The following is a 25,633-nucleotide window of genomic DNA, read 5'->3' as shown; positions in this document are numbered from 1 at the left end:
CGTGACCAGCAGACCTGCCGCAGATCCGCACCTGCAGGACCTCGCGCGACTACGACGTGTGCGAGACCGTATCGACCGGGAGTACGCGCGGCCTCTGGACGTGGAGGCGCTCGCGCGGGGAGTGAACATGTCTGCGGGGCATCTCAGTCGCCAATTCCGTCAGGCATACGGAGAACCGCCGTACGCCTACCTGATGACCAGGCGAATCGAGCGAGCGATGGCGTTACTGCGGCGCGGAGACCTCAGTGTCACGGACGTCTGCTTCGAGGTCGGTTGCAGCTCTCTCGGCACTTTCAGCAGCAAGTTCACCGAATTGGTGGGGGTTCCGCCCAGTGTCTATCGGCGCGAGGCCGAGCAGTCGACGGCAGGAATGCCGTCCTGCGTGTCCAAACAAGTCACCAGACCGATCAGGAATCGAGAAGCGCAGACCGCGCAGCCGCAATTAACGTGATCGCCATGGACATCACCATTCACTCGAGTTTCCTTCCGCAGGACGACCCTGAAGCCGCCCTGAACTTCTATCGCGACACGCTCGGCTTCGAGGTTCGCAACGACGTCGGCTACGACGGGATGCGTTGGATCACGGTGGGGCCGCCCGGCCAGCCCGGCACCTCCATCGTGCTGCATCCGCCGGCCGTCGATCCCGGAATCACCGACGAGGAGCGCCGCACCATCATCGAGATGATGGCCAAGGGCACCTACGGCGGACTTCTCCTGGCCACCAAAGATCTGGACGACACGTTCGAACGGCTTCAGGCCGGCGACATCGACGTCGTCCAGGAACCGACCGAGCAGCCGTACGGCGTTCGCGATTGCGCCGTCCGGGACCCAGCGGGAAACCTGATCCGTATTCAAGAACTGCGCTGAGCCCGTCAACTGCGCTGAGACCGTCGGCGATCGACTGACAGATGGAGACACGATGACTGCCTTGCACACCGCAGACAGCCACGATTTGATCCGCGTGCAAGGCGCGCGGGTGAACAACCTCGAAGACATCAGTGTCGAGATCCCGAAGCGGAGGCTGACGGTATTCACCGGCGTCTCCGGTTCGGGGAAGAGTTCGCTGGTGTTCAGTACGATCGCCGCGGAATCGCAGCGGATGATCAACGAGACCTACAGCGCTTTCGTTCAAGGATTCATGCCGACGCTCGCGCGGCCGGACGTCGATGTTCTCGACGGCCTGACCACCGCGATCATCGTCGATCAGCAGCGGATGGGAGTCGACCCGCGCTCGACCGTCGGAACCGCCACCGACGCCAACGCGATGCTCCGCATCCTGTTCAGCCGTCTCGGAAAGCCTCACATCGGTTCGCCTCAGGCGTTTTCGTTCAACGTGGCCTCGATCTCCGGAGCAGGCGCGGTCACGATGGAACGCGGCGGACGTCAGACGAAAGAGCGTCGCAGCTTCAAGATCACCGGCGGCATGTGTCCGCGGTGTGAGGGACGAGGGGCGGTCAACGATTTCGATCTGACCGCGTTGTACGACGACACCAAGTCGCTCAACGAGAGTGCGATCACGGTCCCCGGCTACAGCATGGAGGGTTGGTACGGCCGGATCTACCGCGGCTGCGGTTTCTTCGATCCCGACAAGCCGATCAAGAAGTACACCAAGAAGGAACTGAACGATCTGCTCTACAAAGAGCCGACCAAGATCAAGGTCGAAGGCATCAACCTGACGTACACGGGTCTGATTCCGCAGATTCAGAAGTCGTTCCTGGCCAAGGACGTCGACGCGATGCAGCCCCACATCCGGGCTTTCGTCGAGCGGGCGATCACGTTCACCACCTGCCCCGAATGCGACGGGACGCGACTGAGCGAGGGGGCGCGGTCGTCGAAGATCAAGGGCGTCAACATCGCCGACGCCTGCTCGATGCAGATCAGCGATCTCGCGGAATGGGTCAGCGGACTGAAGGAACCGTCGGTCGCGCCGTTGCTCACGACGCTCGGTGAAACGCTCGACTCGTTCGTGGAGATCGGACTCGGCTACCTCAGTCTCGATCGGCCGTCGGGAACCCTCTCCGGCGGTGAAGCTCAGCGCACCAAGATGATTCGTCACCTGGGTTCCTCGCTCACCGACATCACGTATGTTTTCGACGAGCCCACCACCGGCCTGCATCCGCACGACATCGCGAGGATGAACGACCTACTGCTGCGCCTGCGCGACAAGGGCAACACCGTGCTCGTGGTCGAGCACAAGCCGGAGACGATCGTGATCGCCGACCACATCGTCGACCTCGGTCCGGGTGCGGGTAGCGCCGGCGGAAACGTCTGCTTCGAGGGCACCGTCGAGGGCCTTCGTGCCAGCGACACCGTAACCGGCCGTCACTTCGACGATCGGGCCGCAATCAAAGAGACCGTGCGGGAGTCCACCGGAGCAATCGAGATTCGTGGAGCGAACTCACACAACCTCCAAGATGTAGACGTCGACGTACCGCTCGGCGTACTGGTCGTGGTGACCGGTGTGGCAGGGTCGGGCAAGAGTTCGCTGATCCACGGCTCACTCGCGAAACGCGAAGACGTGGTGTCGGTCGATCAGAGTGCGATCCGCGGCTCGCGTCGGAGCAACCCGGCGACGTACACGGGGCTGCTCGACCCGATTCGCAAGGCATTCGCCAAGGCCAACGGCGTGAAGCCGGCGCTCTTCAGTGCCAACTCCGAGGGCGCCTGCCCGACGTGCAACGGCAACGGCGTCATCTACAGCGACCTGGCGATGATGGCCGGCGTTGCCACTCTCTGCGAGGAGTGCGAGGGCAAGCGCTTCCAAGCCGAGGTACTCGAATACAAATTCGGTGGCAAGGACATCAACGAGGTTCTCACGATGTCGGTGGCCGAGGCCGAGGAGTTCTTCGGCGACGGTGAGGCCAAGACCCTCGCTGCGCACAAGATCCTCGTCCGACTGGTCGACGTGGGGCTCGGATACCTCACGATCGGCCAGCCGTTGACGACGCTGTCGGGCGGTGAGCGTCAGCGCATCAAGCTGGCAACCCACCTGGGTGAGAAGGGCGGCGTGTACGTCCTCGACGAGCCGACCACCGGACTGCACCTGGCCGACGTCGAGCAGTTGCTCGGCCTGCTCGATCGACTGGTCGATTCCGGCAAGTCAGTCATCGTGATCGAGCACCACCAAGCGGTGATGGCACACGCCGACTGGATCATCGACCTCGGCCCTGGTGCGGGTCACGACGGCGGTCGGATCGTCTTCGAGGGCACTCCCGAGGAGCTCGTCGCCGACGGCTCCACCCTCACCGGAAAGCACCTCGCGGCATACGTCGGCAGCTGACCGGGCTCCTACCTCAGGCGTCGATACCCAGGTTGATGACGGCGAGGTAGGACCCGTCCGACTGCTTTTCGACGGTCATGAGGCCGGTGTCGTCGTAGATGCCGTCACTGGCGTTGTTCGTGTTGTTCTCACGACCGGTGTGCTCGCTGTACGGGGACTGCGAGTACACCTCGTCGAGAAGGGTCTCGTCGAAGAAGGTCTGCGACGTGAGGACCGTCTTCTTGTCGATGTGAACCTTGACGTGGATGTGGGTGGTGCGGCCCATGTACCAGCCGGGGAAGATCGTGGTGAACTGTGCGATGCCGTTTGCATCGGTGGTCTGCGCCCCGCGCAGATAGGTACCGTCGTCGGTGGTGGTGGCTTCGGTGTCGCCGACGCTGTACGAACCGTCGGAGGTCTCACCGGACCCTCCCATGCCGCCGCCCATTCCGCCGGGGGCGCCTGACGGTGGTTCGCCCATTCCGCCTCCGGGTGCACCTGACGGAGGTTCACCCATCCCGCCGGCCGGGGGAGTTCCGCCACCGCCGCCGCCGTTGGCGCTCAGCGAACCGGATTCGAAGCCGGAGTACACGCCGCCGGCGTCGCAGTGCCAGATCTCGACGACGGCGTTACTGACCGCGCCGATGCTGCCGTCGACGTTGCACTGGCTGTTGTCCTGCACGCGCATCGCAACCTGCAGCGTGGTGCCCGGACGGTCCTCGCGGATGTCGCCGCGAATGGAGTCGACGTCGAACCAGTAGGGACCCTGCGTCTCTTCCTTGCTCATGACACACTGCGGTGCTTTGGCCAGAAGTGCGGTGACAGCGTCGCCGGACGTGGCCGCGGCGGAGGTGCCGGAAGTGGTTGTCGTCGACGCAGCCGCAGCCGAAGTCGTCGTGGCGGTGCCACTGTTGCCGGAGCACGCTGCGATGAGCCCGCCGAGACTGATGGTTCCGCCGAGGGCGAGAGCCCGCCGACGGCTCACGCGCAGCCTGCTCGCTTCGATGTCTTTGTTCACGCCGCTGTACCTCCATTGTGTGGGCTGTTGTCTCAATGGTGGACGGGCGACCTGGTGCGGAACTGGTTATCCGCTGTGAACTTGCTGGGAGAGCATCTGAATGCTCGAAGTGGCCCGCACATAGACCTGTCCGCCGGCGTCGACGATGCGAGTTTCGATCAGCGCGAGCCTGCGCCCGGCACGAATCACGGAGGCCTCGGCGCGCATGACCGGCCCGCCGATGTCGGGTGAGCGCAGGAAGTCGATCTTGTGGTCGAGGACGCGATAGTCCTGGTCGACGCTGGTCAGGGTCTGGGCAGACAGGCCAGTGATGGCGTCGACTGCCGAGATGAGGACACCGCCCTGAACGGCGCCCAACGGGTTGGCCATCCAGGCCACGGGTGCGAACTCACCGACGACGGAACCTGGGGTCACGTCGACGACAGCAAGATCGAGGAGTCCGGCGAGTGGACCGCGTTCGAGTTTGCCGTCGCGGATTCCTTCGACGACGTCGGACCCGGACAACCCGCTCAGGTCGCTTGTCTTCTCCGGCGTCGGGACGGGCAGCGGCTCGCCCTCCACGTAGTCGTCGATTCCCACGACGGGGGGACGCGAGACCACCATGGCGCGACCGGCCATCACTGCCAGAAGGGTGCCGTTCTCGTCGCGAAGTTGCCCGGATGCGAGTCCGACGCCGTCGTCGAGATGCACGAGTGTTCCGGTGGCACCGACGTCCGCGACGTCGGGGATGTCGGCGCCCGCACTGACCGTGACCTGCGCGAGCACGGACTGATGGCCCGAGGTCAGTCCCGAGTACACCGCGCCACCCATGGCACCGTCGATCATGACTCCGATGGAACCGAGCACGGTCTTGCCACGGTGATCGTGGAATCGCTCGCCGACGGCCTGCGCGAAGGCCAGGTCCCCGGGCTCGACCGAAACGGCGCGCACACCCATCAATGTGTTGAGTGGGTCAAGCTTCTTGACGGGCGCGGCGGAGTTGTCGATGCTCATCTGTCGAGTATCTCCAGCGCGCCGAGTCCTGCCGAGACCGGGTCTCAACCACCGATACGTGAATGCATCTCCCAGACGAGGACTTCGGCCCCGGCGTCGGAGGTCAGCTGCTGGCCACCCGAATCGCTCAACCGGACAGCATCGCCTTCGTACAGTGTGCCGACGCCCTCCATCTCGGCAGTGCCCTGCGCGACGAAGACGTGCAGGAACCGTGCGCCCGGAAGATTCACGGAGGTGCCCGGCAGAATGCGTGCGACATGCATGGCGGCGTTCTTGTTGTTGATGCGAATCGCCGAATGATCCTTGTAGCGCTCCATCCCGGAGGCAACCGGGATCAGACCGCCGCGCAGCAGTTCGTCGTCGATCTCGAGCTGTTCGTAACCGGGGGTCAGTCCACCTTCGTCCGGTACCACCCACATCTGAATGAAATGCACGGGGTCGGAATGCTGTTCGCCGCCGATACGCCACGAATCGTTCTTCTCACTGTGCATGATTCCGGTACCGGCGCTCATGCGCTGGGCGAGTCCCGGATAGATGACGCCGGTGTGGCCGATGGAATCCTGGTGCACGAGCGAACCGCGAAGCACCCAGGTCACGATTTCCATGTCCTTGTGCGGATGGGTGTCGAAACCGGTTCCCGCCAGTACGGTGTCGTCGTTGTTGACGAGCAGCAATCCGTGATGAGTGTTGTCCGGATCGTAGTGCTGTCCGAACGAGAACGAATGTTTCGAATCCAGCCAGGAGACGCGGGATTTCAAGCGATCGCCGGAGCGGTGCACATCGATGTGCGGTGTCGTCCGTGGGGCCTGTGCTCGACCAGATGCCATGGCTCCTCCTTCTGTACCACCGGGATCCACCACAATCGGGATCCGCCACTACCGGCATCCACCCTACGACGAACCTGCTGTGTAGTCCGAACATTGGGCGTACTCGGTGGTGTCGTCAGTTCGTCGACGCGTGCATCTCCCACACGAGTATCTCCGCATCGCCGATTCCCTCGACTCGTTGACCGCCAGTATCCTTGAGTCGCAACGAATCTCCCGGACCGAGCAATCCGACTCCCTCGACGTCGACAGTGCCACCGGCGATGAAGCCGTGCACGTACGGCGCATCCGGGAGAGATACCGACCCACCGGTCTCGAGGCGAGCAACATGCAGTGCCGCATGTTTGTTGTGCAAGCTGATCGCGCTGTGGTCGCGATGCGCGGGCATCCCCGACGCCAGGGTGATCAGGCCACCGCCGTCGAGTTCGGAGTTGATGTCGAGTTCCTGATAGCTCGGAGTCACTCCGGATTCGTCCGGGGGTATCCACATCTGGACGAGGTGAACGGGCTCGGTGACACGTGAGCCGTCGGCCCGGAAGCGATCGTTGCGCTCGGAGTGCAGGATTCCGGTACCGGCGCTCATTCTCTGCGCGAGTCCGCGATGGATGACCCCGGAGTGCCCAGCGGAATCCTGGTGAACCAGAGATCCGCTGAGCACCCACGTCACGATCTCGGTGTCGCGGTGCTGATGAGTGTCGAAACCGTAGTCGGCTTCGATGATGTCGTCGTTGTTCACCAACAGAAGTCCATGCGCGTACGCGGCGTGATCGAAGTTTCCGGCGAAGGGGAAACTGTGACGCGCCGTGAGCCAGCCGTAGTTGAGATGCGCACGTTCGTCAGCTCGCTGGACGACTACCGACGACATGTCAGCTCAGCGTCTCGTGTGCCGCCGGGATGGATCCCAGGCGTCCGGCCTGGAAGTCCTCGAAGGCCTGCATGACCTCGGACTTGGTGTTCATGACGAACGGCCCGGCCATCGCGATGGGCTCACGAATCGGTTTGCCGCCGAGGATGAATACCTCGAGAGATTCGGTCCGTGAATCCTGGCGATCGGAGGCGGCGACGGTGATGGAGTCACCGCGTCCGAAGACAGCTGTCTGTCCGACACGAATGGGCCGACGCTCTGCCCCGACCGTGCCTTCGCCGGCGAGCACGTAGACGATCGCGTTGAACTCGGGGTTCCACGGAAGCGTCAGGCTCGCACCCGGGGCCACAGTCGTGTGGGAGAGCGCGATCGGTGTGTACGTCGAACCAGGTCCGGCGTGGCCGGCGATGTCTCCGGCGATGACGCGTACCAAGGCTCCGCCGTCCGGCGAGGAAAGCAGGGCCACCTTGTTACCGGTGATGTCCTGGTACCGCGGAGATGCCATCTTGTTGTCGCGAGGCAGGTTGACCCACAGTTGGACGCCGTGGAAAAGGCCGCCGCTGAGGACGAGGTGCTCCGGCGGAGTTTCGATGTGGAGGATGCCGCCACCCGCGGTCATCCACTGGGTGTCGCCGCCGCCGATAATGCCACCGCCACCGTTGGAGTCCTGGTGCTCCATGATGCCGTCGATCATGTAGGTCACGGTTTCGAAGCCGCGGTGCGGGTGCCACGGTGTGCCTTTGGGTTCTCCGGGTGCGTAGTTGACCTCGCCCATCTGGTCCATGTGGATGAAGGGATCGAGGGCGGAGAGGTCGATGCCGGCGAAGGCGCGGTGAACGGGAAAGCCTTCACCTTCGTATCCGACCGGTGCGGTGGTGATGCTCTTGACGGGGCGGTCGACTGCTGACTCTGCCGGCTCGTCGAGACGGGGCAGGGCCAAGATGTTCTCGACTGTCACAGCAGGCATGTCGTACTCCTTGTATCCGTGAAGCTGATGTCAGGTAGTTGATTGTTCAACTATCTCATTCGGAGTCAACAAAGTCGAGCCCCGGGTATTCCCGGGGCTCGACTGGTGTTCGGATCAGCGCAACATGCTGCCGAGGGTTTTTGCCGCTGCCATGACCTCGGCGCCCAGCGCTGCTTGGTCCTCGGAGTCGAACACGGAAATTCCGAGGCTGGAGATGGCGTCGCGGCGTCTGCCGGGGATGACTGCCGAGATTCCGAGGACGGACGGGATGACCTCGCCGACGGTCACTGCGTAGCCGCGTGCGCGTGCCGCCGTCACTTCCTCTCGTTCCCCGCTCGTCGGCGGGAGTGAGGCAAGGATGGAAAGCCCGGCGGAGCCGCGGTCGATCGGATCGACCTGCCCTGGATGAAACGCGACGTGAACCTTGGCGCTGCGTGGTTCGACCACCATCAGCGCGCGCACTTCGGTATCGCTCTCGCGGACCACCAGGTGCGCTGTCGCCTCGGTGGCCTCGGCAAGTTCTTGAAGTATCGGGCGAGCGAGAGTGCGCAAATCTTGCTCCACCGGTTCGGCGAGGGTGACCAGGCCGGCGCCGAGAGTGACGCGCTTGAAGGAGTCCTTGCGGCACAGGTGATGAGCCTCGAGCGTGCGGATCAACCGATGTGCGACGGTTCGGTGGACTCCCACTCCGTCGGCGATGTCGGTGACCGACAAGCCGTGCGGATAAGACGTCAGGAGTTCCAGGATCTCGAGTCCGTGGTGCAGCGTTTTCGACATGCTGGAGTCCACTTGAACTGCACTTTTGCGCGGTCGGTGTTCCTCGCTCAGCTCTGACATCAAATCCCTTTCTTGACGTTTGTGAGGTATGCCACCTACGCTTTGAACATATCGCACAGTGTGTGCGATTATCGCACACTTTACGAAGCTGCACAACCTTCGGGTGGATGCAGCGCAGCGTGTTCGGAGAGAACCTTCATGAGCAACTACAGCGTCGTGGCAACGGAGGACGTTGCCGCAATCCACCAGCTGTACGGCCACCAGAGTCATTGCATAGACTCTGGGCGCCAGCAGGATTGGGCGCAGACATTCACCGATGGCGGTGAGTTTCATTCCCCCAGTTATCCGGAACCCGTGGTCGGTTTCGACGACCTTGCGGCTTTTGCTGCTCGCTTCTTCGCTGCGGCGGAAGCTGCCGACGAGGTGCATCGCCACGTTCTGACCAATCTCGTCGTCGAGGCGGTGGACGAGAGTGCTCTCACAGTGCACGGGTACCTGCAGATCGTTGCCACCGCTCGCGGCGGAGACTCGCGACTGGTGCGGATGACAACTGTCACAGATCACGTGGTTCGGGTCGGTGAGGAGTGGAAGATCGCCCGCCGCACCGTTTCTCGCGACGACGCGCCCCGAGCGTCCGAACAAGCTTGAAGTACCGAAATGTTTCTTGCACAACAATATTCAGTAGGAGAAGTACATCATGACCGAAAGCTCTGACCAGACGAACCCGGGCCGTACCGTTGTGACGCAGATGTCGGCGGTGTACCCGGAGTTGGCAGGCAAGGTCGCAGTGGTGACCGGCGCGGCTCAGGGTATGGGTGCGACGTTCGCCGAAGGACTGGCAACGCGCGGCGTACATGTCGTCGGCGCCGACATCAACGAAGAGCAGATGCTCGCCACGGCCGCACGAATCAACACGGACCTCGAATCGAATGCACTGGCGGACAAGCCGGGTCGCGTCGTCGGAGCTCGGGTCGACGTCACCAAGCCCGACGAGCATGAATTGCTTGCGCAGTTGGCGTTGAAGGAGTTCGGCCGGGTTGATTTCTGGATCAACAATGCGGGTATCTTCCCGTTTGCGCTGGCCGAGGAGATCACCCCGGAGCAGATCGGCGCAACGCTGAGTGTCAATGTCGAGGGAGTGCTCTACGGTGCTCAGGCGGCGGCACGTCACCTCGGTCCCGGCGGCGCCATCGTCAACATGTCTTCGGTGTCTGCGCTGCGTGTGCGGAAGGGGAGAGGCGCATACTGCACGTCGAAAGCTGCCGTTGCGCACCTCACGGAGTCTCTCGCAGTGGAGTTCGGCGACAAGGGTATTCGGGTCAACTCCATTGCACCCGGCTACATCGACACGGCGATGACGAAGTGGGTCCAGGAAGATCCGATCGCGCTCGCGAACGCACTCGACGCGGTACCACTGCATCGTCTGGGCTCGCCCGAAGAGGTCTTCGGCCCGCTGCTGTTCCTGCTCTCGGACAGCGCGCGTTACGTCACCGGGCACAGCGTTGCGGTGGACGGTGGTTCGCGGCATGTCTGAGTCCACGACATATCCCGGCGTCGTTCTCGTTACCGGCGGTGCTGCCGGGATGGGAGCGCATCACGCGCGCACTCTCGCCGCGCGCGGTTCGCATGTCTGCATTGCCGATGTTTCGGATTCATCCGGCGTGGTCGACGACATCGTCGCCGCAGGCGGATCGGCATCCGCTCATCTTCTCGACGTCACCGATGCCGATGCCTGGGACCGGGTTGTCGACGAAATTCGCACCACCCGTGGGGAACTCGGCGGACTGGTCAACAATGCCGGTATCTCGCGTCGGCTCGAATTCATGGACACGCCGAACGACATCTGGGAGCTGACCATGAAGATCAACCTCTTCGGCCCGTTCTACGGTATGAAGGCGGTGGCGCCGCTGATGCGCGAGAGTGGTGGCGGATCGATCGTCAACATCTCGTCCATCGCCGGTCAGATCGGATACTTCTCTCCGGCTTACTCGTCGAGCAAGTGGGGTCTGACCGGTCTGTCGAAGTCGGCCGCAGGCAACTTCGCGCAGTGGGGGATTCGCGTCAACTCGGTGCACCCGGGACTGGTCGGTACGGCGCTGCTCGGCGGTGCGAACGACTTCGTCGCCGCGTCACTGAAGTCGGTTCCCTTCGGACGCATGGGAACTCTCGACGAGATCACCGAAGCAGTGCTGTTCCTGCTCTCGAACAGTTCCACCTACACCACCGGTACGGAACTCACTGTCGACGGCGGGTTGGTGTCGAACGGTCTTTACCACCGCATCATCGCGGAGACTGGAGAACTTTCATGACCGAACACTGGGACGTCGTTGTCATCGGTGGCGGCGGAGCAGGTCTCGCCGCTGCGGTGTCGGCAGCTGAAGAAGGCGCATCCGTTCTGCTGTTCGAATCCGAAACCGAACTCGGTGGATCCACCGCGCTGTCGGCCGGCATCTTCACGGCCGCCGGAACGAGCGTGCAGGCCGGCCTCGGAGTCGACGACTCGGCAGAGAAGTTCTTCCAGCACTACATGGACCTCAACCAGTGGATGCTCTCACCCGGATTGATTCGTGCATTCTGCGAAAACGCCGGTCCGACACTGGAATGGCTCATCGGACTCGGCGTCGAGATTCCCGCGGCGATCTCAGGTAACGCTCACCAGCCGGGACTCGCCCAAGCCGGCGTCGAGGACGTCTGGCGCGGCCACGTGCCCAAGGATCAGGGATACGGACTGATTCAGGTGCTGGACAAGGCTCGTCGTAAGCACGGGATCGAGGTCATCTTCGGAACACGGGTGCAGAAGCTGATCGAGGAAGACGGTCGGGTTGTCGGCGTTGTCGCCGACGACATCGAGGTGCCTGCGGGCGCCGTCGTTGTTGCTTCCGGTGGATTCGCGCAAGATCCGGGTTTGGTGGAACGCCACTTCCCGGACGCGAACAAGGCCGGAGAGACCTTGTTCGTCGTCGCAGCCGAGGGGAGCCGCGGAGACCATCTTCGTTTTGCCGAAGACCTCGGTGCTTCCCTGGCGGGCGACGGCTGGGGTCTGATGCTGCCCACCGTCTACTTCCAGCGATTCCACCACTGGCAGGCCGGCTTTCCGCCGAAGTCGCGGATCTACGTCAACCAGGACGGCCGTCGTTTCATGGACGAGGACAGCTCGTACGCGGTCTCGACCGGCATCATCGACCATCAGGGTGGATACGGTTGGATGATCTTCGACGAGAACGCTCGCGTGAATCTGGCTCCAGGATATGCGGATTGGAATCCCGAACGCATCGAGGAAGAAGTTGCCGCCGGTGGCACGATTCGTGCGGACACGATCGAAGACCTCGCAGTGGCTACGGGTGTTCCGGTTGCGACGTTGGCGCAAACCCTGCGTCGATGGAATGACCAACTGCCCAGCGGTCACGACGACGACTTCCTCCGCCATCGCACGTTGCGGAACAAGGGTGCCGTCGGCAATCCGGATCCTATTGCGACAGCTCCGTTCTATGCCGCGAAAATCCTTCCGGCAGAGCTCGTCTGTACGCATGCGGGAATGGAGATCAACACCGATGCGGCCGTGCTCGGCAGCACCGGAGTACCTATCGAGGGTCTGTACGCCGCAGGTGAGGCCGGCGCCGGAATCCTCGGACTGAGATACGTGGGCGGCGGCAATGCGGTTGCCAACGCTTTGACCATGGGCCGCGTAGCGGGACGTAATGCGGCGAATTACACCAGGACCAGCGCTGAGAGCGCACCGGTCCATTCCATCGCGCACTCCTGACGTCCGACGTCTGCGCGGCACCGAATCCAGTCAGTATCCAATCCAGGCAGGGAACAACATGTCAGAGAATGAGACCATGGCGAGAGCCGAATCCACCGAGGGCAGCAGCGTGGCAACCGAACGACAGTCGACGACGAAGGTAATTCGCGCGGCCATCGTCGGTACCGTCGTCGAGTACTACGACTTCGGTATCTACGGATACATGGCCACGACGATCGCCGCGCTGTTCTTCGTTTCCCATGACCCGAACGCAGCACTGCTCGGTACCTTTGCAGCATTCGCCGTGGCCTTCTTCCTACGCGTGCCCGGCGGCATCTTCTTCGGCCACATCGGCGACAAGTACGGCCGCAAGAACGCGCTGTCCTGGACCATCCTCCTGATGGTTCTCGCGACAGCCGGAATGGGCCTGCTGCCGACTTACGCCACGTTGGGTGTGTGGGCGACGTCCATCCTGGTTCTGGCTCGTTGCCTGCAGGGCTTCGCGGCCGGCGGTGAACTCGGCGGCGCCAACGCGTTCGTCTCCGAGTCCGCTCCCAAACGGTGGCGTGCGACGCAGACCTCGATGGTCAATACCGGCACCTACCTGGGTTCGCTGGCAGCTTCGCTCATGGCCCTCGGCCTGACGTCGGTGTTCTCGCAAGAGCAGATCCTCGAATGGGCTTGGCGTATCCCGTTCCTGCTCAGCCTACTGATCGGTGGCATCGGTATCTGGATCCGCAGCCAGATGGAAGACACTCCTCAGTTCGAAGAACTGCAGGACAAGGGTGAGACCAAGAAGCTTCCCATCCGTGAGTTGCTCAGCACCTCCGGTGGCAGCGTCGTCAAGATCATCCTGCTGGGCGCACTCATCACCGGCGGTTACTACATCGCCTCGGTGTATGCCGCGACGTACCTGCAGACCACCGGCGGTCATTCGTCGCGCGTTGCTTTCCTTTCCACCTCTCTTGCACTGGTTCTCGGCGTCATCACGTTGCCGATCTCGGGATACATGGCAGACAAGTACGGGCGTCGGCCGGTGCTGTTCGCCGGTAGTGCCGCCGCAGTGGTTCTCGGAATCCCGATGTTCATGATGATGGCCGGTTCTGGCATCTGGCAGGCGGTTGTCGGTCAGTCAGTGCTCTTCATCTGCGTTTCCGTTGTCAACGGTGCTTCGTACGTGACCTATGTCGAAATGCTGAAAGCATCTGTGCGGTACAGCGGTCTGGCATTGGGTAACAACGTCACCAACATGTTCCTCGGTGGCACCGCGCCTTTCATCGCCACCTATCTCATCAGCTTGACCGGTAACTCTCTCGCTCCGGCTGGATACTTCGTCTTCTGTGCGGTGATCACCCTCGTCACGGTCTTCTTCATCAAGGAGACCAAGGGTGTTGAACTGCAGGTTGATTGATCATCGGGTAGAACAGGAGCCTGACCGTGTCCCTCGCTGACAAGCAAGAAATCACCGAAGTTCTGTATCGCTACGCTCGGGCCGTCGATCGGAAGGATTTCGACAGCGTGGCCCTCTGCTACTTCGACGACGCGATAGACAACCACGGCGGTTACATCGGAACCGTCGACGGGCTGATCGAAGACATGAAGCTCAGACACAAGACGATCGACTCGTCGATTCACTGCATTTCCAACATACTGATCGACGTCAACGGCGATGTCGCTCAGTGCGAGTCGTACTGTTTGTGCTTTCTGCGGCAAGAGCGTTCCGGTACGGATACGGTGCAGACGCTTGCGACGATCAAATGCCGTTACGTCGACAGGTTCGAAAGGCGCCACGGTGAATGGCGAATCGCCGATCGGATTGTCGTGTTCGACGAATCCCGTGAAGACGTGATCGAGAACATCCTGTCCACGGACTGGGTGACGCAACGTCGATCCTTCGACGATCCGGTGTACACCAGGACGCCTTGACCAGTAGTGCAGACGAAGGCCTTCACACACATCGTGTGTGAAGGCCTTTCGCCTGTTCACTTCTCGTGTCAGCCCAATGCGCCCGGTGCGGCGACCTCGGTCAAACGGCCGTCCGAGAGCCTGAGCCAGCGTTCGACCTTGACCTCGGCCAGGAATCTCTCGTCGTGGCTGACCACCACGAACGCCCCCTGATATGCATTCAGGGCACTTTCGAGTTGAGCAACGCTCACCAAGTCGAGGTTGTTGGTCGGCTCGTCGAGAAGAAGCAGCTGCGGGGCCGGATCGGCGAAGAGAACGCACGCCAATGTAGCCCGCAGTCGTTCACCGCCCGAGAGTGCAGCGACGGGAAGATGAGCACCCGCACCCCGAAAGAGGAAGCGCGCCAGGATGTTCATGCGTTCCGGTGCCGGTAGGCCTGGAGCAGACAAGGCAAAGTTCTCTGCGACGGTGCGTGCGGGGTCGAGTAGGTCGAGCCTCTGCGACAGGTATGCCACTCGACCGTCGGCTCGCGTGATCTCACCGGAAGTCGGCGCCACATCCCCGTTGACGATGCGTAGCAACGTCGACTTTCCGACGCCGTTCGGCCCGGTCAACGCGATACGCTCCGGTCCTCGAATGGCCAGGTCGATTCCGGAGTCGGCGAAGATCGCATGATCACCGAACGCGAATTGCATTCGCTCACCGAGGAACACCGTCCGGCCGGCGGGTACATGTGTGCCAGGCAATTCGAGTGAAATCGTCTGGTCGTCTCGAAGAGCGCGGCCCGCTTTGTCGAGTCGGTCCTTCGCCGCGTCGACCCGGGCGAGGTGTGTCTCGTTGGCCTTGCCTGCCGACTCCTGAGCATTGCGCTTCATGGTCCCCGCAAAGATCTTGGGCAAGCCCGCGTTCCCGAGATTGCGGGCAGCGTTACTTGCGCGTCGCGAAGCACGTTCTCGGGCCTGCTGCAGTTCGCGCTTCTCGCGCTTGACCTCTTGCTCGGCGTTGCGGATGTTCTTCTCCGCCACTTCGCGAGCCGAGCGTGCCGCGGCTTCGTAGTCGGTGAAATTGCCACCGTAGAAGCTGATCTCGCCGCTGTGAAGTTCGGCGATGCGGTCCATGCGGTCGAGTAGTCCTCGATCGTGACTGACCACCAACAGACAACCACTCCAGTCGTCGAGAACGTCGTAAAGCCTGCGGCGCGCGTCCAGGTCGAGGTTGTTGGTGGGTTCGTCGAGGAGAAGGACATCGGGGCGTCGCAGGAGTTGCGCCGCCAGTCCGAGCGAGACGACCTGCCCGCCGCTCAGAGTGTCGAGGCGACGATCGAACGTCATGTCGGCCAAACCGAGTCGACCGAGTTGGGCTCGCGTTCGTTCCTCGATATCCCAGTCGGACCCGATTGTCGTGAAGTGTTCTTCTCGTGTGTCCCCGGATTCGACTGCGTCCAACGCAGCGAGCGTCGGGGCGATGCCCAAGACCTCGGCAATGGTCAGATCGCCCGTCAGTGGCAGGTCCTGCGGAAGGTATCCGAGAACGCCGTCGACGGACACACTGCCGGCGCGCGGCCGCAACTGGCCGGCGATCAATCTGAGCAGAGTGCTTTTCCCGACGCCGTTCTGGGCCACCAGCCCGGTTCGGCCGCCGGGCACGGTGAATGACAATTCGTCGAAGACCGGAGTGTCGTCCGGCCAGGCAAAAGACAGATTCGAGCAAACGATGTAGGTATCGGACATGAATAGACCTCAGGTGTTGTGCGGGCGCGGCAACGCTGCTCCGCGAAGAGTCGGGTAAGTGAACGACAACATGGCCACGACGGCAGCGCTCCGAGGCGTCTGCCGGTGGCCGTCATGCCCGGTTTTATCCGGAGATGTCGAGTTCACCAACCATGTCTGATCCTTTTTGGTCTGTGTTGTTTCATCCGACGATAACAGGAGCCGGTATCTACATACGAGCAATACCGGCGCAGAGAAGTTCGACCAGTCGTCGATACACCCGATCCGGGTCGGTGCCGGCCGGTTGTCCCTCTACCGATTCGAGGATGCAGAAGCCGTGCAGCGCACTGCGAAGAGACCACGCCGCCTGCTCCGAATCATCCGGGCTCAGACCGTATCCCGCGATCACCTTGTTGATGACGTCGACCACCTCGCCGACGGCGGAGACCAGATCGGGATGCGGAGCAGTGGGGTAGCGGTCGGTGATGGCGTAGAGCCCGGGGTGTACTCGGACGAACGCACGCCATGCGTCCGCGAGCGCCATGACGGCGTCGTCGCGCGAGAGACCGACCGCGGCGGCACGCAGTTGTTCGGCGAGAAGGCTGCGTGCGAGGAGGCTGAGTTGATGGTGGACGTCGTCGACCCCGTCGACGTGTTTGTACAGCGCTGACTGCCGGACGTCGAGGGTCTCGGCGAGTTGACTCAGTACCAGAGCGTCGGCGCCTTTGCTGTCGACCAGATCGGCTGCGGCAGCGATCACGCGTTCACGGGTAACCGGAGTTCTCATGCACGCATCTTCCCTGTATGACAGGCTTCGCGTCGGTGATACATTATCACCATGAGTGATGAAGTATCGCCACGCGAGCTGTCCGGCGATCAACTACGCCGTCGTGACCTGCGCGTAGTCGTCACCGGTGCATGCATCCTCGGGTTGACCTCGGTGCTCTACGAACTCTCAGGAGTGTCTCCGTCGACGGGTGCATTCTTTCGGTGTCTCTATGCGCTCATCCCTCTCGGCATGCTCGTGCTCGTTCAGCGTCGTCGGTCACCCCGGCCCTCGATCTCGGCGCCCTGGATCGTGAAGTCTCTACTTGCCGGCGCGTTCCTCGGAATCGATCTGGTGCTCTGGCACGAGTCGATTCATTCGATCGGGGCAGGTCTTTCGACTGTGATCCTGAATTTGCAGGTGCTGTTCGTCGCAATCCTCGGCTACGTTGTCCTGCGCCAACGGATCGGCCGGGAACTGGTCGCCAGCCTTCCGTTGCTCTTTGTCGGAGTTGCTCTGGTAGCCGGGACGAGCACAACGCTCACCGGGTCGAATCCTGCTGTCGGAGTGTCGTTTGCCGTGATCGCCGCAGGCGCGTACGCGGTCTACATCTTCCTCATGGGTCTGGCTACTCGGGCGGCGGGCAGAACGGCGTTGCCGATGTTCGTCTCGACGGGAGCCACTGCCCTCACGGCAGGTGCATACGGCCTCGTGAGTGGAACTTTGGATCTGACCCCTTCGCTCGTAGCTCAAGGCTGGCTTGTGCTGCTCGCGTTGGTATCTCAGGTGATCGGGTGGCTGCTGGTAGCCAGCGCCAGTCAGCGTCTGCCTGCAAGTGCAGTCGCCGCCAGCCTCGTGTTGCAATCGGCGTCAGCACTGTTGTTCGGCGCGGTGATGCTTGCGCAGACCCCAACTCTCGTCCAACTTGCAGGTGCCGGAATGATTTTGGCCGGAGTGGTTGTGGCGACGCGGATACCCGCGAAGAAATCCTCGACGACTGTTGTCGGAAAACGAATGGAGACAAGCGTATGACCACTGCGGCTGACCACATCTACATCAACGGCGACATCAGGGCCATGGACGGTGCGGTCGGCGACAACGCGACCGCTGTGGCAGTCAAGGACGGCAGATTTGTCGCCCTCGGAACTGACGCCGAGATCTCGGCGCTGACCGATTCCGAAACCTCCGTTGTCGATCTCGCCGGAGCGGTGGTTGTGCCGGGGTTCATCGAGACGCACCTTCATCCGATGATGTGGGGTTTGATGCTCAGTGGGGTCGACGCAACGACGAATACGTGCCCGACCATCGAGAAGTTGATCACGGCGTTGGCCGCGCGGGCCGCGATCACACCACTTGGCGAGCCCATCGAAGCGTGGGGCTTCGACGACAGCCTCGTGGCGGAAGATCGAGGCCTGACCGCGGTTGATCTGGACAAGGCTTCCATCGATCATCCGATTCTGGTGCGGCACTTGTCTGCTCACGGAATCTATGTCAACTCGGTCGCACTGGAGAAGGCCGGGATCGATGCCACCACGGTCGATCCGGAAGGTGGTGTCATCGTTCGGGACAGCGACGGTGTACCCACCGGTGAACTGTGCGAGGTTCCGGCAATGTCTCTGGTTCACGGACTTGTTCCGGGTATGAACCCGGACGCGTCCAAGATCGCGATGCTGCGGGCGCAGGAAGTCATGGCGTCGGTGGGCGTGACGAGTTTCCACGACATGTACGTCACGGCCGAGATGTACGAGGCGTACCGGCAACTCGACGCCGATGGTGACTTGAGGCTGCGTGCGCGCCTCTATCTCGGCCACGGGGTTCACGATCAGTTGGGTGAACTCGCCGATTCGACGGAGCGAGTTCGTGTGGGCGGCGTCAAACTCATTTCGGACGGGTCGATTCAGTTGCACACCGCTGCGCTGACCGCGCCGTACCACGATCTGGGCGGATGCCACTGCGGCGGAATGGCAATCCCGGCAGGCGCGCTCGGGGCACTCGTCGAGGAACATCACGCTGTCGGCCGACAGGTTGCGATTCATACCAACGGTGATCAGGCCATCGATTTTGCATTGGACGCAATTGCAGCGGCACGGACGGCGCACCCGGACATCGAAGTTTCGCATCGACTCGAGCACGTTCAGACGTTGCGGGAAGATCAGATCGCGCGGATGGTCGAACTCGGGGTGGTGGCGTCGATCTTCGTGAACCACGTCTACTACTGGGGTGACCGGCACCGCGATCGTTTTCTCGGACCGGGTCGCGGCGAGCGGATCAGCCCCGTGGCGTCGGTCGTGGCGGCGGGGCTTGCCTACGCGCTGCATTGCGACTGCCCTGTCACTCCAGTGAACCCGCTCTTCACGATGAACACCGCCGTACATCGTGTGACGCGAGAAGGTCACGTTCTGGGTGCGGAGCAACGGGTTTCCGCGTCCGAGGCGCTGGCAGGCTACACAAGCGCAGCCGCTCGTCTCACCGGTGAGTCATCGGACAAAGGTCGGATAGCGGTGGGACTTTTGGCGGATTTTGTTGTGCTCGACGGAGATCCGCTGTGCATCGATTCGACAGACTTGAATGAACTGTCGGTCCTGCGCACGGTTGTCGGCGGTGAGACCGTCTTCGAGGTGTAGGGCCTCCGCCTTAGTTTGTTGCTCGATTGTCGCTGCTTTCAAAGCGGAGGCAATCGAACGATCCCCAAAACAAACCAAAAGTTTGTAGAACTTGTTTCAGGTGAATTTCCGACTGTTTGGACCATCCGGGCGAAGGTTACTTCAGCAAACGGGTTGCAACAAAGTGCTGCGTCTTTTAAATGATCCAGGTGAGAGGCGATTCTGTAGTCAAGTTCAGGTTTCAACAAGCTTCTGGACATTCGACCAGCTTTTCGCCAAAAATTCCTGATACGTGTGGTAAAAATCTAAACGACGCAAGCGGACGTCGACAGCACGAGAGAGGAATGACCCGTTCGCGAGAACGGCTCGCAATCTTTCCGCAACACGCTCTCGCTCTGCACTTACCGCTACGACCCCTCACTGACCACGGATGAACGAAACCCTCTGCCCGTACCAGGGCGCACATGACTGGATCCGACCAGCTTTCTCACCCTGCAAGCTCCCCGCCACGGGGACCAGACGAAAAGAGTGTTCTCCATGAACAAGGCAACCAAGGGCGCAGTCGCGGCCGGTGCAGCAGCACTTCTCCTCGCCGGTGGCGCGGGAACCATGGCGGCGTGGAACGCAAACGCACCGATGACCGGCGGAACGATCAACTCAGGTCATTTGACGCTGACAGCGTCGGGAACTCCCACCTGGTCAGTGAATGGCACGGCCCTCGCGCCTGGCGCAATCGACACCTACAAGGTAGTTCCAGGCGACAAGGTTGTGTACTCGGGCAAGGTCACCATCGGCGCTGTGGGTAACAACCTGAGCGCGACGTTGAAGGCCGACCTGTCCTCAATCGGAGGAACCTCCACCTTGCCGACCGAGATGGCGCCTGTTGTGACCGCCAGCGTCGGTGCCGCCACCCTCCCGACCAACGGAACCGGTGTTGCGATCACGTCCGCTAACAACGGTGATCTCGTCGATGTGAATGTCTCGTTCGACTTCACCAAGGCTGCTGCAACCAATGGTTCGCAGGATGGTTCGATCAGCTTGGCGAACTTCAACGTCACTCTCGATCAGGCATAAGTCTTGCGTAAGCACTACCGTTGGTGGGCAACCGCCGCCGCGCTGGTCATCGGACTGATCTTCGTATCGGTGCAGCAGACCAGCGCGCGGTGGACGGCCGCTGAAACACTGTCCGGTGGCACGATCCAGTCCGGGATCCTCGACCTGACGGTGGGCAGTGCCGGGAGCGGCCAGAGCAGTTACGACTTCACTGCTCTGGGCGCCACCGGTATGTTCCCCAACGCATATGCACAGGCTCCGTTGACAGTTCACAACTCCGGTAGCGTTCCACTCAATTACCGGATCCAGAACGTCACGCAGTCTTCCGCTGATGTTCCGCTCGCGTTGGTAGTGACGCCAGTGGCTACCGAAGCCGGTTGCCCTGCCCAGGGCGCAGCTGCCGGCACCGCGATCTATGACGGTCCCATGGTCGGCGCTCAGGTACCGACAGCTTCGGGATGGCGCACGGTTGCTGCCGGCAGTACCGAAATCTTGTGCCTGCGTGGCACTGTCGGTCCTGACGTCGCATCGGGTGTTTCCACGAGCGTGCATTTCTCGTTCGAAGCGGAGTCGGTATGACGCACGCAGTGAAGGGTTCTGATCAGAGAACCGGCGCCTGGTGGTGGATCCGCAATATTGTCTCGTGGGCTCTGCTGCTGGGTGTTCTGGCGATTCTGTTGTCGACGGTCGTTGTTCCACGTTTGACGGGGTCGACGCCCTTCACTGTGTTGACCGGTTCGATGCAGCCCACCTATCCACCCGGCACCCTTATCGTGGTGAAACCGCAGGACGCTGCCCAATTGCAGGCAGGTGATGCGATCACCTACCAAATCGAGTCGGGGAAGCCCGATGTGGTTACGCACCGAATCACGATGGTGCGACTCAACTCCGCCGGTGATCTCACCTTCGTCACACAAGGCGATGCAAATCCGATAGCGGATCAGAATCCCGTTGTACCGGAGCAGATTCGCGGCAAGGTGTGGTACAGCGTGCCGTACATCGGGTACGTATACAACGCCATCACGGGGCAGATGCGCTCGGTGATGCTGACGGTTGTCGTCGGCGCACTGTCGATCTATGCCGTGTTCATGTTCGTCGGATCGGTCCGTGACCGTACCCGGCGACGTTCTGCGTCTGCAGACCCCCAACCTTCCGAACCGAGTGCGCCGGCGCCTCGAGTTGAGCAGCAAGAAAGGCACAGCCATGTCTAAGCACGAGGAGCAGCAGGCGCCCGCCTCGCTCGGTACACGTCTGGTCGGGGGCGCAACCAGCGGCCGCGCACGCGCGATCATGTCGGTGGGAATTGTTCTGGGCCTCGGTGCCGTTGGCACTCTTGCTGCGTGGACTGACAACGCTACAGCGACTTCCGGCGTATTCAGCACCGGTTCGATCGAGATGAAGCTCAACGGTGACCCGGGAGATCCGACTGCTTACGGCTTCACCGCGTTGACCAAGACGGGCATGATGCCCGGCGACAGTGTCACGGCAACTCTGCCTGTACAGAACACTGGCGCGGCACAGTTCAAATACACCATGGCAGCAACCGCAACAGGCGAGGCCGCGCTTGCCCCGTTTATGAAGGTGACTGTTCTCGATCAGAGTTGCACAACCCCGATTGCCGGCCCGGTCGGCTTGTCGACGACTGCCGCGACTCCGATCATCACAACAGGACGTCAGTTGGCTGCGAATACAGGTTCTGAGACGCTGTGCTTCAAGGTTGCGCTCGATACGGGAGTGCTTTCGGCACAACAGAACAAGTCGATCAATGTTTCATTCCAGTTCGCGGCGACGACAGCCTGAGGTGACCATGTCTGATCACACAACTCCCGGCAGTTCGAGATCGGCACGTGCCGGTCGCGAACTTGCGCTGACAATAGGGGCGGTGGCTGGACTCATCTGTGTTCTCGCCGCCGCGGCATCGATGCTGTTCGGCATAAAGCCGCTCGTCTTTCGCTCGGGTTCGATGTCTCCCGAAATCACCACTGGCTCCCTGGCATTGGCCCGAACCGTGCCCGCCACCGACCTCTCAGTGGGCGACATCGTAAGCGTCGTCAACGGACAGGGCACGCGCATCACACACCGCGTGTACGAACTTGACCAGCAGGCTGGTAACTCCGTCACGGTGACTCTCAAGGGTGACGCAAATGCCAAGCCAGACGTGGAGCCCTACTTCATCACCGAAGCCGACCGCATTTTCTTCAGCGTCGGGGGCCTGGGCTACGCAATTGCTTGGCTCTCCAGCCCACTCGCGATCTTCCTCGGCGGAGCGTTGGTCGGCGGATTGGTGATCATTGCCTTCCGGCCCAACTCTCGCCGCAAGGATTCGGATGACGGTCCGAGTGGAGGAGTTGGCAGTGTGGACACGGAAGCCGCTGCAACGATGGAGTTTCCGATGGTTTCTTCGAACAGCGGGACAGGCGGACATCGCTCGGCGTTCTCGCTCCGAAAGCTTGCGGTTCTCGGTGTTTCGGCATTTGCACTGATCGGTGTTACGCAGGTGAGCGGCACCGCAGCGGCCTTCACAGACACTGCCGTCGCAACGAGTGGTGCCATTACCGTGAGCGGGAAGATCAATCCCGCAACGAGCAGCGTCAGTTGCACGACAAACGGCATAGGTGGCTCTCAATCGTCCACTGTTAAGTGGAGTCACATAGGTCCCCAATATCGCTACGAGGCGCGGTACTACAACGGAAACTCGTTGATGAAAACATGGGGATACGATCCCGGTGTTGGTGCCGCAGTAGGAACCCAGGTCTCATCCACTATCTACTACACAGATGCTGGTTACAGCGTTTTCAACACATACACGTACACGCTTCGCATCTACACGATCAACCGAATCACGGGCGAATCGTCAACGGACTGGCGAGGGTGGAACCTACGCCAACCTGCGTCTCAGACAAGCATCTACTGCTTCAGTGAGGCCGGATCGATCGCCGGCGCGGCTGTCGCTGAAACTGAGCAGCTTGCTCGCGGAGTTGCTCCGACAACCGCGACGGCTGCCGAGACCACCATGTCCAGTACACCGACAACGACAGGCGCGTCGACGACGGCTCCCACTACGGCTGACGTGACAACCACGACCGGTCCCACCACAACAACGGAGACCTCGACCAGCACTACGACTCAGTCGACAACTCCGACAACGACAACGGATGCAACGACGACAACGGATGCAACCACGACAACCAGCACGACCACGAAGGAAGCGCCGGTGGCATTGGGTGCGGCGCAGACATCGCTGACCGGCTACAGCGCAGCGTTGATGCAGGACGGTGCCAGCGTCGCAGTGGTGGTCACCGACAGTTCGGGTACGGCGGTGTCGAGCACACCGGTGAGCGCCACGGCGACCGTGATGTGGCAGTCTGACGCAGACGACCTGTGGATCGTGGACGGCGCCAACGTCTATCGCGTCAACGCCGAAACAGGGGTCTCGGAAAAGAACCCCTCCGGCGAAGCTCCCGCAGAGATCGCTGCCTGGATCGACGGGCAGAAGTGATGAATATAGAAGAGACGGAATTCGGGAACGGGAGAGTTCGAATGAATAATCGCATCGTTCCCGCAAGTCGATGGAATACGCGACGTACCAAAATGATCGGCACATCGCTGGTCATGCTCGGAGGGGCGGCATTCCTGACTGGCTGTGCTGATACCGGCTCATTGGGTTCGTCCGGCGGCGGTAAGCCCACCACGACCACGTCCGTTCCGGCCACAACTACGCCTGTGGTGACTACTCCGGTCGAATCCGGTTCGTTGGCGCTGAAAACCGTCACCGCACCTACCTGGACGGATCAGAACGGTCCGATCGATCTGTCGACGATGGTTGTCGTGCCGGGCGACGTTCTGACCTACCACGCCAGTTTCGCGTTGGAGATCAAGGGAACTGGAATGAAGGCAAAGCTGTCGACCAGTGATCTGGGTGTCTCCGGTGGAGCTGCGCTGGTTGCCCAGCTGAAGCCGGTCACCGAAGTCAAGCTCGACGGGGTGCCAGTGCCTGTCGGTGCCGACGGAACTGTGGTCAGTACGGCGAAGGACGGCAAGATAGTCGACGTGGCAATACGTTTCACCTTCGACAAGGATTCCGCGACAGCGTTGTCGATGGATCAGTCGTTGAACTTGGCGCGATTCGACGTGAATCTGGTGCAGATTCCCGCATGATGTCGGTGCGGACAACACGAGCGCTGTAGCTGTTCAGAAGTGAGGCCGGGTAGCAAATCTGCTATCCGGCCTCACTTTGTGAATTGTTGTAGGGGAGGTTATCCGATGAATGTGACCGGCTTGCCGAGCGATCCGACATCAAGCGATCCGGAGCTGGTAGATCCGGTCTTCACTGATCCGGTGTCGAGTGAACCGAAGCTCGCCGACCCCAAATTCAGGGAACCGAAATCGAGTGATCCGGTTCCGCCGGGCGTGACGGGTGTATCGGTGGAATCGAGTGTGAGGTCCACACTCCAGTTCGGCGTAATACTGCCGTTCTGCGAAGAATTCCCTGCCTCGACGGGCATTCCGATCACGAAGGCAACCTTGGCACTTTGGCCCGGTGCGAGGCGGACCGAGTTCAACTGGGTCCCTGGTGTGGCGGCATTGCCGGTGGCGGTGAGCGGATTGCCGGTGACGCCGTTTACGTCGACACGAAGGAAGGCTTCCATGCCGTCGCTGATTTCGTAGTCTCCGACGTAGAAGTGTGCCTCACCTGCGCGGTCCGATGCGTTTCGGACGTAGAATGTGGTTGTGTTGGTCCCACCCGGGATGAGTATGTCTGTGCTCCAGACGATTTTGGAAGTATCTCCCCAGGTCGAGTTGTCTGCGGAGTACTCGATGATTCCACTCTCACCGTCCGCTGCGTGAGCGAGCGACGGCATCAGTGCTCCGCCCACCAGTGCAAGTACGAGGGCCGTGAGTATCCCTATGACTGTGCTCCATAGCGCGCCAGGCTTTCGAGATGAGTAACTGGTAGTTTTCATAACCCGAATTCTAGTCGGACAAACGTCCAAGCGTGAGGAGTTGTGAGAGTTAACTGTCTGTTGTGCAACCATTTTCGGAAGTTTGATCAATAATCTGCGAGGGAGCTGAAAATGAACTGTAATCGGAGTGGATGCGACACGTAGATTGGGGCGCGGATAGCTGGACGATCGCTTGTCGAGTGGGTTTC

26 protein-coding genes are annotated in these 25,633 nt (G+C 61.5%); 17 read left to right on the top strand and 9 right to left on the bottom strand.

Features of this window, described 5'->3' with window-relative positions; all coding sequences use genetic code 11:
- The first annotated feature begins 1 nt into the window (after position 1).
- Genes AC1Q61_RS00215 through AC1Q61_RS00205 form a run of 3 tightly spaced genes read left to right on the top strand, consistent with a single transcriptional unit; the run spans position 2 to position 3,280 of the window.
- Positions 2–451: a helix-turn-helix transcriptional regulator gene (locus tag AC1Q61_RS00215; RefSeq protein WP_030535180.1), complete on the top strand. Its 450-nt coding sequence runs from the start codon at positions 2–4 to the stop codon at positions 449–451.
- A gap of 5 nt (positions 452–456) precedes the next feature.
- The gene (locus AC1Q61_RS00210) at positions 457–867 is read left to right on the top strand and encodes a VOC family protein (protein WP_003940539.1); all 411 of its coding nucleotides are present in this window, start codon (positions 457–459) and stop codon (positions 865–867) included.
- 52 nt (positions 868–919) lie between these two features.
- Positions 920–3,280 carry an ATP-binding cassette domain-containing protein gene (locus AC1Q61_RS00205; protein ID WP_058037707.1) on the top strand — a complete coding sequence of 787 codons (2,361 nt, stop codon included), beginning with the start codon at positions 920–922 and terminating at the stop codon, positions 3,278–3,280.
- Positions 3,281–3,293: 13 nt separating this feature from the next.
- On the opposite strand, the gene AC1Q61_RS00200 is transcribed toward AC1Q61_RS00205, so the two are convergent.
- The 6 genes from AC1Q61_RS00200 to AC1Q61_RS00175 form a co-directional block, all read right to left on the bottom strand.
- The gene (locus tag AC1Q61_RS00200) at positions 3,294–4,277 is read right to left on the bottom strand and encodes an intradiol ring-cleavage dioxygenase (protein ID WP_042926419.1); all 984 of its coding nucleotides are present in this window, start codon (positions 4,275–4,277) and stop codon (positions 3,294–3,296) included.
- A 66-nt stretch (positions 4,278–4,343) separates the two neighbouring features.
- Positions 4,344–5,270, bottom strand: coding sequence for a PaaI family thioesterase (locus tag AC1Q61_RS00195; protein ID WP_042452744.1), 927 nt, complete (start codon positions 5,268–5,270; stop codon positions 4,344–4,346).
- A gap of 44 nt (positions 5,271–5,314) precedes the next feature.
- A complete protein-coding gene (locus AC1Q61_RS00190; protein ID WP_003940511.1) occupies positions 5,315–6,097 on the bottom strand; it encodes a pirin family protein in 783 nt (260 codons plus the stop codon).
- A 115-nt stretch (positions 6,098–6,212) separates the two neighbouring features.
- The gene (locus tag AC1Q61_RS00185; RefSeq protein ID WP_003939960.1) at positions 6,213–6,959 is read right to left on the bottom strand and encodes a pirin family protein; all 747 of its coding nucleotides are present in this window, start codon (positions 6,957–6,959) and stop codon (positions 6,213–6,215) included.
- 1 nt (position 6,960) lies between these two features.
- Positions 6,961–7,926: a pirin family protein gene (locus tag AC1Q61_RS00180; protein WP_007731415.1), complete on the bottom strand. Its 966-nt coding sequence runs from the start codon at positions 7,924–7,926 to the stop codon at positions 6,961–6,963.
- 114 nt (positions 7,927–8,040) lie between these two features.
- Positions 8,041–8,763, bottom strand: a complete 723-nt coding sequence (locus AC1Q61_RS00175) for an IclR family transcriptional regulator (RefSeq protein WP_003939719.1) — start codon at positions 8,761–8,763, stop codon at positions 8,041–8,043.
- Positions 8,764–8,901: 138 nt separating this feature from the next.
- On the opposite strand from AC1Q61_RS00175, the gene AC1Q61_RS00170 reads away from it, so the two are divergent.
- From AC1Q61_RS00170 to AC1Q61_RS00145, 6 genes are all read left to right on the top strand, one after another.
- Positions 8,902–9,351, top strand: a complete 450-nt coding sequence (locus AC1Q61_RS00170; RefSeq protein WP_007731417.1) for a nuclear transport factor 2 family protein — start codon at positions 8,902–8,904, stop codon at positions 9,349–9,351.
- Between the two features lie 49 nt (positions 9,352–9,400).
- Entirely contained in the window at positions 9,401–10,237 is an 837-nt protein-coding gene (locus AC1Q61_RS00165; RefSeq protein WP_204855408.1) for an SDR family NAD(P)-dependent oxidoreductase, read from the top strand.
- Positions 10,230–11,012, top strand: a complete 783-nt coding sequence (locus tag AC1Q61_RS00160; protein WP_037128614.1) for an SDR family NAD(P)-dependent oxidoreductase — start codon at positions 10,230–10,232, stop codon at positions 11,010–11,012. The genes AC1Q61_RS00165 and AC1Q61_RS00160 overlap by 8 nt, the downstream gene beginning before the upstream one ends.
- Positions 11,009–12,466, top strand: a complete 1,458-nt coding sequence (locus tag AC1Q61_RS00155; protein WP_042926420.1) for an FAD-dependent oxidoreductase — start codon at positions 11,009–11,011, stop codon at positions 12,464–12,466. Before AC1Q61_RS00160 ends, AC1Q61_RS00155 begins: the two co-directional genes overlap by 4 nt.
- A gap of 76 nt (positions 12,467–12,542) precedes the next feature.
- Positions 12,543–13,856: an MFS transporter gene (locus tag AC1Q61_RS00150; RefSeq protein WP_007731424.1), complete on the top strand. Its 1,314-nt coding sequence runs from the start codon at positions 12,543–12,545 to the stop codon at positions 13,854–13,856.
- A gap of 26 nt (positions 13,857–13,882) precedes the next feature.
- On the top strand, positions 13,883–14,371 hold the full coding sequence (locus AC1Q61_RS00145) for a nuclear transport factor 2 family protein (protein WP_030535188.1): 489 nt from the start codon (positions 13,883–13,885) through the stop codon (positions 14,369–14,371).
- Between the two features lie 68 nt (positions 14,372–14,439).
- On the opposite strand, the gene AC1Q61_RS00140 is transcribed toward AC1Q61_RS00145, so the two are convergent.
- Positions 14,440–16,080, bottom strand: coding sequence for an ABC-F family ATP-binding cassette domain-containing protein (locus tag AC1Q61_RS00140; RefSeq protein WP_058037711.1), 1,641 nt, complete (start codon positions 16,078–16,080; stop codon positions 14,440–14,442).
- A 208-nt stretch (positions 16,081–16,288) separates the two neighbouring features.
- Entirely contained in the window at positions 16,289–16,846 is a 558-nt protein-coding gene (locus tag AC1Q61_RS00135) for a TetR/AcrR family transcriptional regulator (RefSeq protein WP_021332048.1), read from the bottom strand.
- 51 nt (positions 16,847–16,897) lie between these two features.
- Between AC1Q61_RS00135 and AC1Q61_RS00130 the strand changes: the two genes are divergently transcribed.
- From AC1Q61_RS00130 to AC1Q61_RS00095, 8 genes are all read left to right on the top strand, one after another.
- Positions 16,898–17,857 carry a DMT family transporter gene (locus AC1Q61_RS00130; protein ID WP_003940520.1) on the top strand — a complete coding sequence of 320 codons (960 nt, stop codon included), beginning with the start codon at positions 16,898–16,900 and terminating at the stop codon, positions 17,855–17,857.
- On the top strand, positions 17,854–19,449 hold the full coding sequence (locus AC1Q61_RS00125) for an amidohydrolase (protein ID WP_042926423.1): 1,596 nt from the start codon (positions 17,854–17,856) through the stop codon (positions 19,447–19,449). Before AC1Q61_RS00130 ends, AC1Q61_RS00125 begins: the two co-directional genes overlap by 4 nt.
- 516 nt (positions 19,450–19,965) lie before the next feature.
- On the top strand, positions 19,966–20,502 hold the full coding sequence (locus AC1Q61_RS00120) for an alternate-type signal peptide domain-containing protein (RefSeq protein WP_050654815.1): 537 nt from the start codon (positions 19,966–19,968) through the stop codon (positions 20,500–20,502).
- A gap of 3 nt (positions 20,503–20,505) precedes the next feature.
- Positions 20,506–21,060 (top strand): hypothetical protein, encoded by a 555-nt coding sequence (locus AC1Q61_RS00115; protein ID WP_083056749.1) that lies wholly within the window; start codon positions 20,506–20,508, stop codon positions 21,058–21,060.
- Positions 21,057–21,692, top strand: a complete 636-nt coding sequence (locus tag AC1Q61_RS00110) for a signal peptidase I (RefSeq protein WP_024488237.1) — start codon at positions 21,057–21,059, stop codon at positions 21,690–21,692. The genes AC1Q61_RS00115 and AC1Q61_RS00110 overlap by 4 nt, the downstream gene beginning before the upstream one ends.
- Positions 21,685–22,281: a SipW-dependent-type signal peptide-containing protein gene (locus AC1Q61_RS00105; RefSeq protein WP_030535194.1), complete on the top strand. Its 597-nt coding sequence runs from the start codon at positions 21,685–21,687 to the stop codon at positions 22,279–22,281. The genes AC1Q61_RS00110 and AC1Q61_RS00105 overlap by 8 nt, the downstream gene beginning before the upstream one ends.
- 82 nt (positions 22,282–22,363) lie before the next feature.
- The gene (locus AC1Q61_RS00100) at positions 22,364–23,980 is read left to right on the top strand and encodes a signal peptidase I (RefSeq protein WP_241199037.1); all 1,617 of its coding nucleotides are present in this window, start codon (positions 22,364–22,366) and stop codon (positions 23,978–23,980) included.
- A gap of 41 nt (positions 23,981–24,021) precedes the next feature.
- Positions 24,022–24,639, top strand: coding sequence for an alternate-type signal peptide domain-containing protein (locus AC1Q61_RS00095; RefSeq protein ID WP_158170642.1), 618 nt, complete (start codon positions 24,022–24,024; stop codon positions 24,637–24,639).
- A 98-nt stretch (positions 24,640–24,737) separates the two neighbouring features.
- Here AC1Q61_RS00095 and AC1Q61_RS00090 read toward each other — a convergent pair whose 3' ends face one another.
- Entirely contained in the window at positions 24,738–25,445 is a 708-nt protein-coding gene (locus AC1Q61_RS00090) for a hypothetical protein (RefSeq protein WP_125051942.1), read from the bottom strand.
- Positions 25,446–25,633: the final 188 nt, after the last annotated feature.

It is taken from the genome of Rhodococcus sp. MPR-R1B (assembly GCF_058793255.1).
Note: the sequence above shows the minus strand (reverse complement) of the source record. Positions and strands in the feature narration are given on the sequence as shown.

Bases quoted from the DNA above. Each gene is read 5' to 3' on its own strand.
- AC1Q61_RS00195 (WP_042452744.1), bottom strand. From the start codon at position 5,270: ATGAGCATCGACAACTCCGCCGCGCCCGTCAAGAAGCTTGACCCACTC.
- AC1Q61_RS00110 (WP_024488237.1), top strand. From the start codon at position 21,057: ATGACGCACGCAGTGAAGGGTTCTGATCAGAGAACCGGCGCCTGGTGG.
- AC1Q61_RS00175 (WP_003939719.1), bottom strand. From the start codon at position 8,763: ATGTCAGAGCTGAGCGAGGAACACCGACCGCGCAAAAGTGCAGTTCAA.
- AC1Q61_RS00150 (WP_007731424.1), top strand. From the start codon at position 12,543: ATGGCGAGAGCCGAATCCACCGAGGGCAGCAGCGTGGCAACCGAACGA.
- AC1Q61_RS00180 (WP_007731415.1), bottom strand. From the start codon at position 7,926: ATGCCTGCTGTGACAGTCGAGAACATCTTGGCCCTGCCCCGTCTCGAC.
- AC1Q61_RS00125 (WP_042926423.1), top strand. From the start codon at position 17,854: ATGACCACTGCGGCTGACCACATCTACATCAACGGCGACATCAGGGCC.
- AC1Q61_RS00095 (WP_158170642.1), top strand. From the start codon at position 24,022: ATGAATAATCGCATCGTTCCCGCAAGTCGATGGAATACGCGACGTACC.
- AC1Q61_RS00170 (WP_007731417.1), top strand. From the start codon at position 8,902: ATGAGCAACTACAGCGTCGTGGCAACGGAGGACGTTGCCGCAATCCAC.
- AC1Q61_RS00120 (WP_050654815.1), top strand. From the start codon at position 19,966: ATGAACAAGGCAACCAAGGGCGCAGTCGCGGCCGGTGCAGCAGCACTT.
- AC1Q61_RS00090 (WP_125051942.1), bottom strand. From the start codon at position 25,445: ATGAAAACTACCAGTTACTCATCTCGAAAGCCTGGCGCGCTATGGAGC.
- AC1Q61_RS00165 (WP_204855408.1), top strand. From the start codon at position 9,401: ATGACCGAAAGCTCTGACCAGACGAACCCGGGCCGTACCGTTGTGACG.
- AC1Q61_RS00105 (WP_030535194.1), top strand. From the start codon at position 21,685: ATGTCTAAGCACGAGGAGCAGCAGGCGCCCGCCTCGCTCGGTACACGT.
- AC1Q61_RS00140 (WP_058037711.1), bottom strand. From the start codon at position 16,080: ATGTCCGATACCTACATCGTTTGCTCGAATCTGTCTTTTGCCTGGCCG.
- AC1Q61_RS00135 (WP_021332048.1), bottom strand. From the start codon at position 16,846: ATGAGAACTCCGGTTACCCGTGAACGCGTGATCGCTGCCGCAGCCGAT.
- AC1Q61_RS00190 (WP_003940511.1), bottom strand. From the start codon at position 6,097: ATGGCATCTGGTCGAGCACAGGCCCCACGGACGACACCGCACATCGAT.
- AC1Q61_RS00160 (WP_037128614.1), top strand. From the start codon at position 10,230: ATGTCTGAGTCCACGACATATCCCGGCGTCGTTCTCGTTACCGGCGGT.
- AC1Q61_RS00205 (WP_058037707.1), top strand. From the start codon at position 920: ATGACTGCCTTGCACACCGCAGACAGCCACGATTTGATCCGCGTGCAA.
- AC1Q61_RS00155 (WP_042926420.1), top strand. From the start codon at position 11,009: ATGACCGAACACTGGGACGTCGTTGTCATCGGTGGCGGCGGAGCAGGT.
- AC1Q61_RS00210 (WP_003940539.1), top strand. From the start codon at position 457: ATGGACATCACCATTCACTCGAGTTTCCTTCCGCAGGACGACCCTGAA.
- AC1Q61_RS00185 (WP_003939960.1), bottom strand. From the start codon at position 6,959: ATGTCGTCGGTAGTCGTCCAGCGAGCTGACGAACGTGCGCATCTCAAC.
- AC1Q61_RS00130 (WP_003940520.1), top strand. From the start codon at position 16,898: ATGAGTGATGAAGTATCGCCACGCGAGCTGTCCGGCGATCAACTACGC.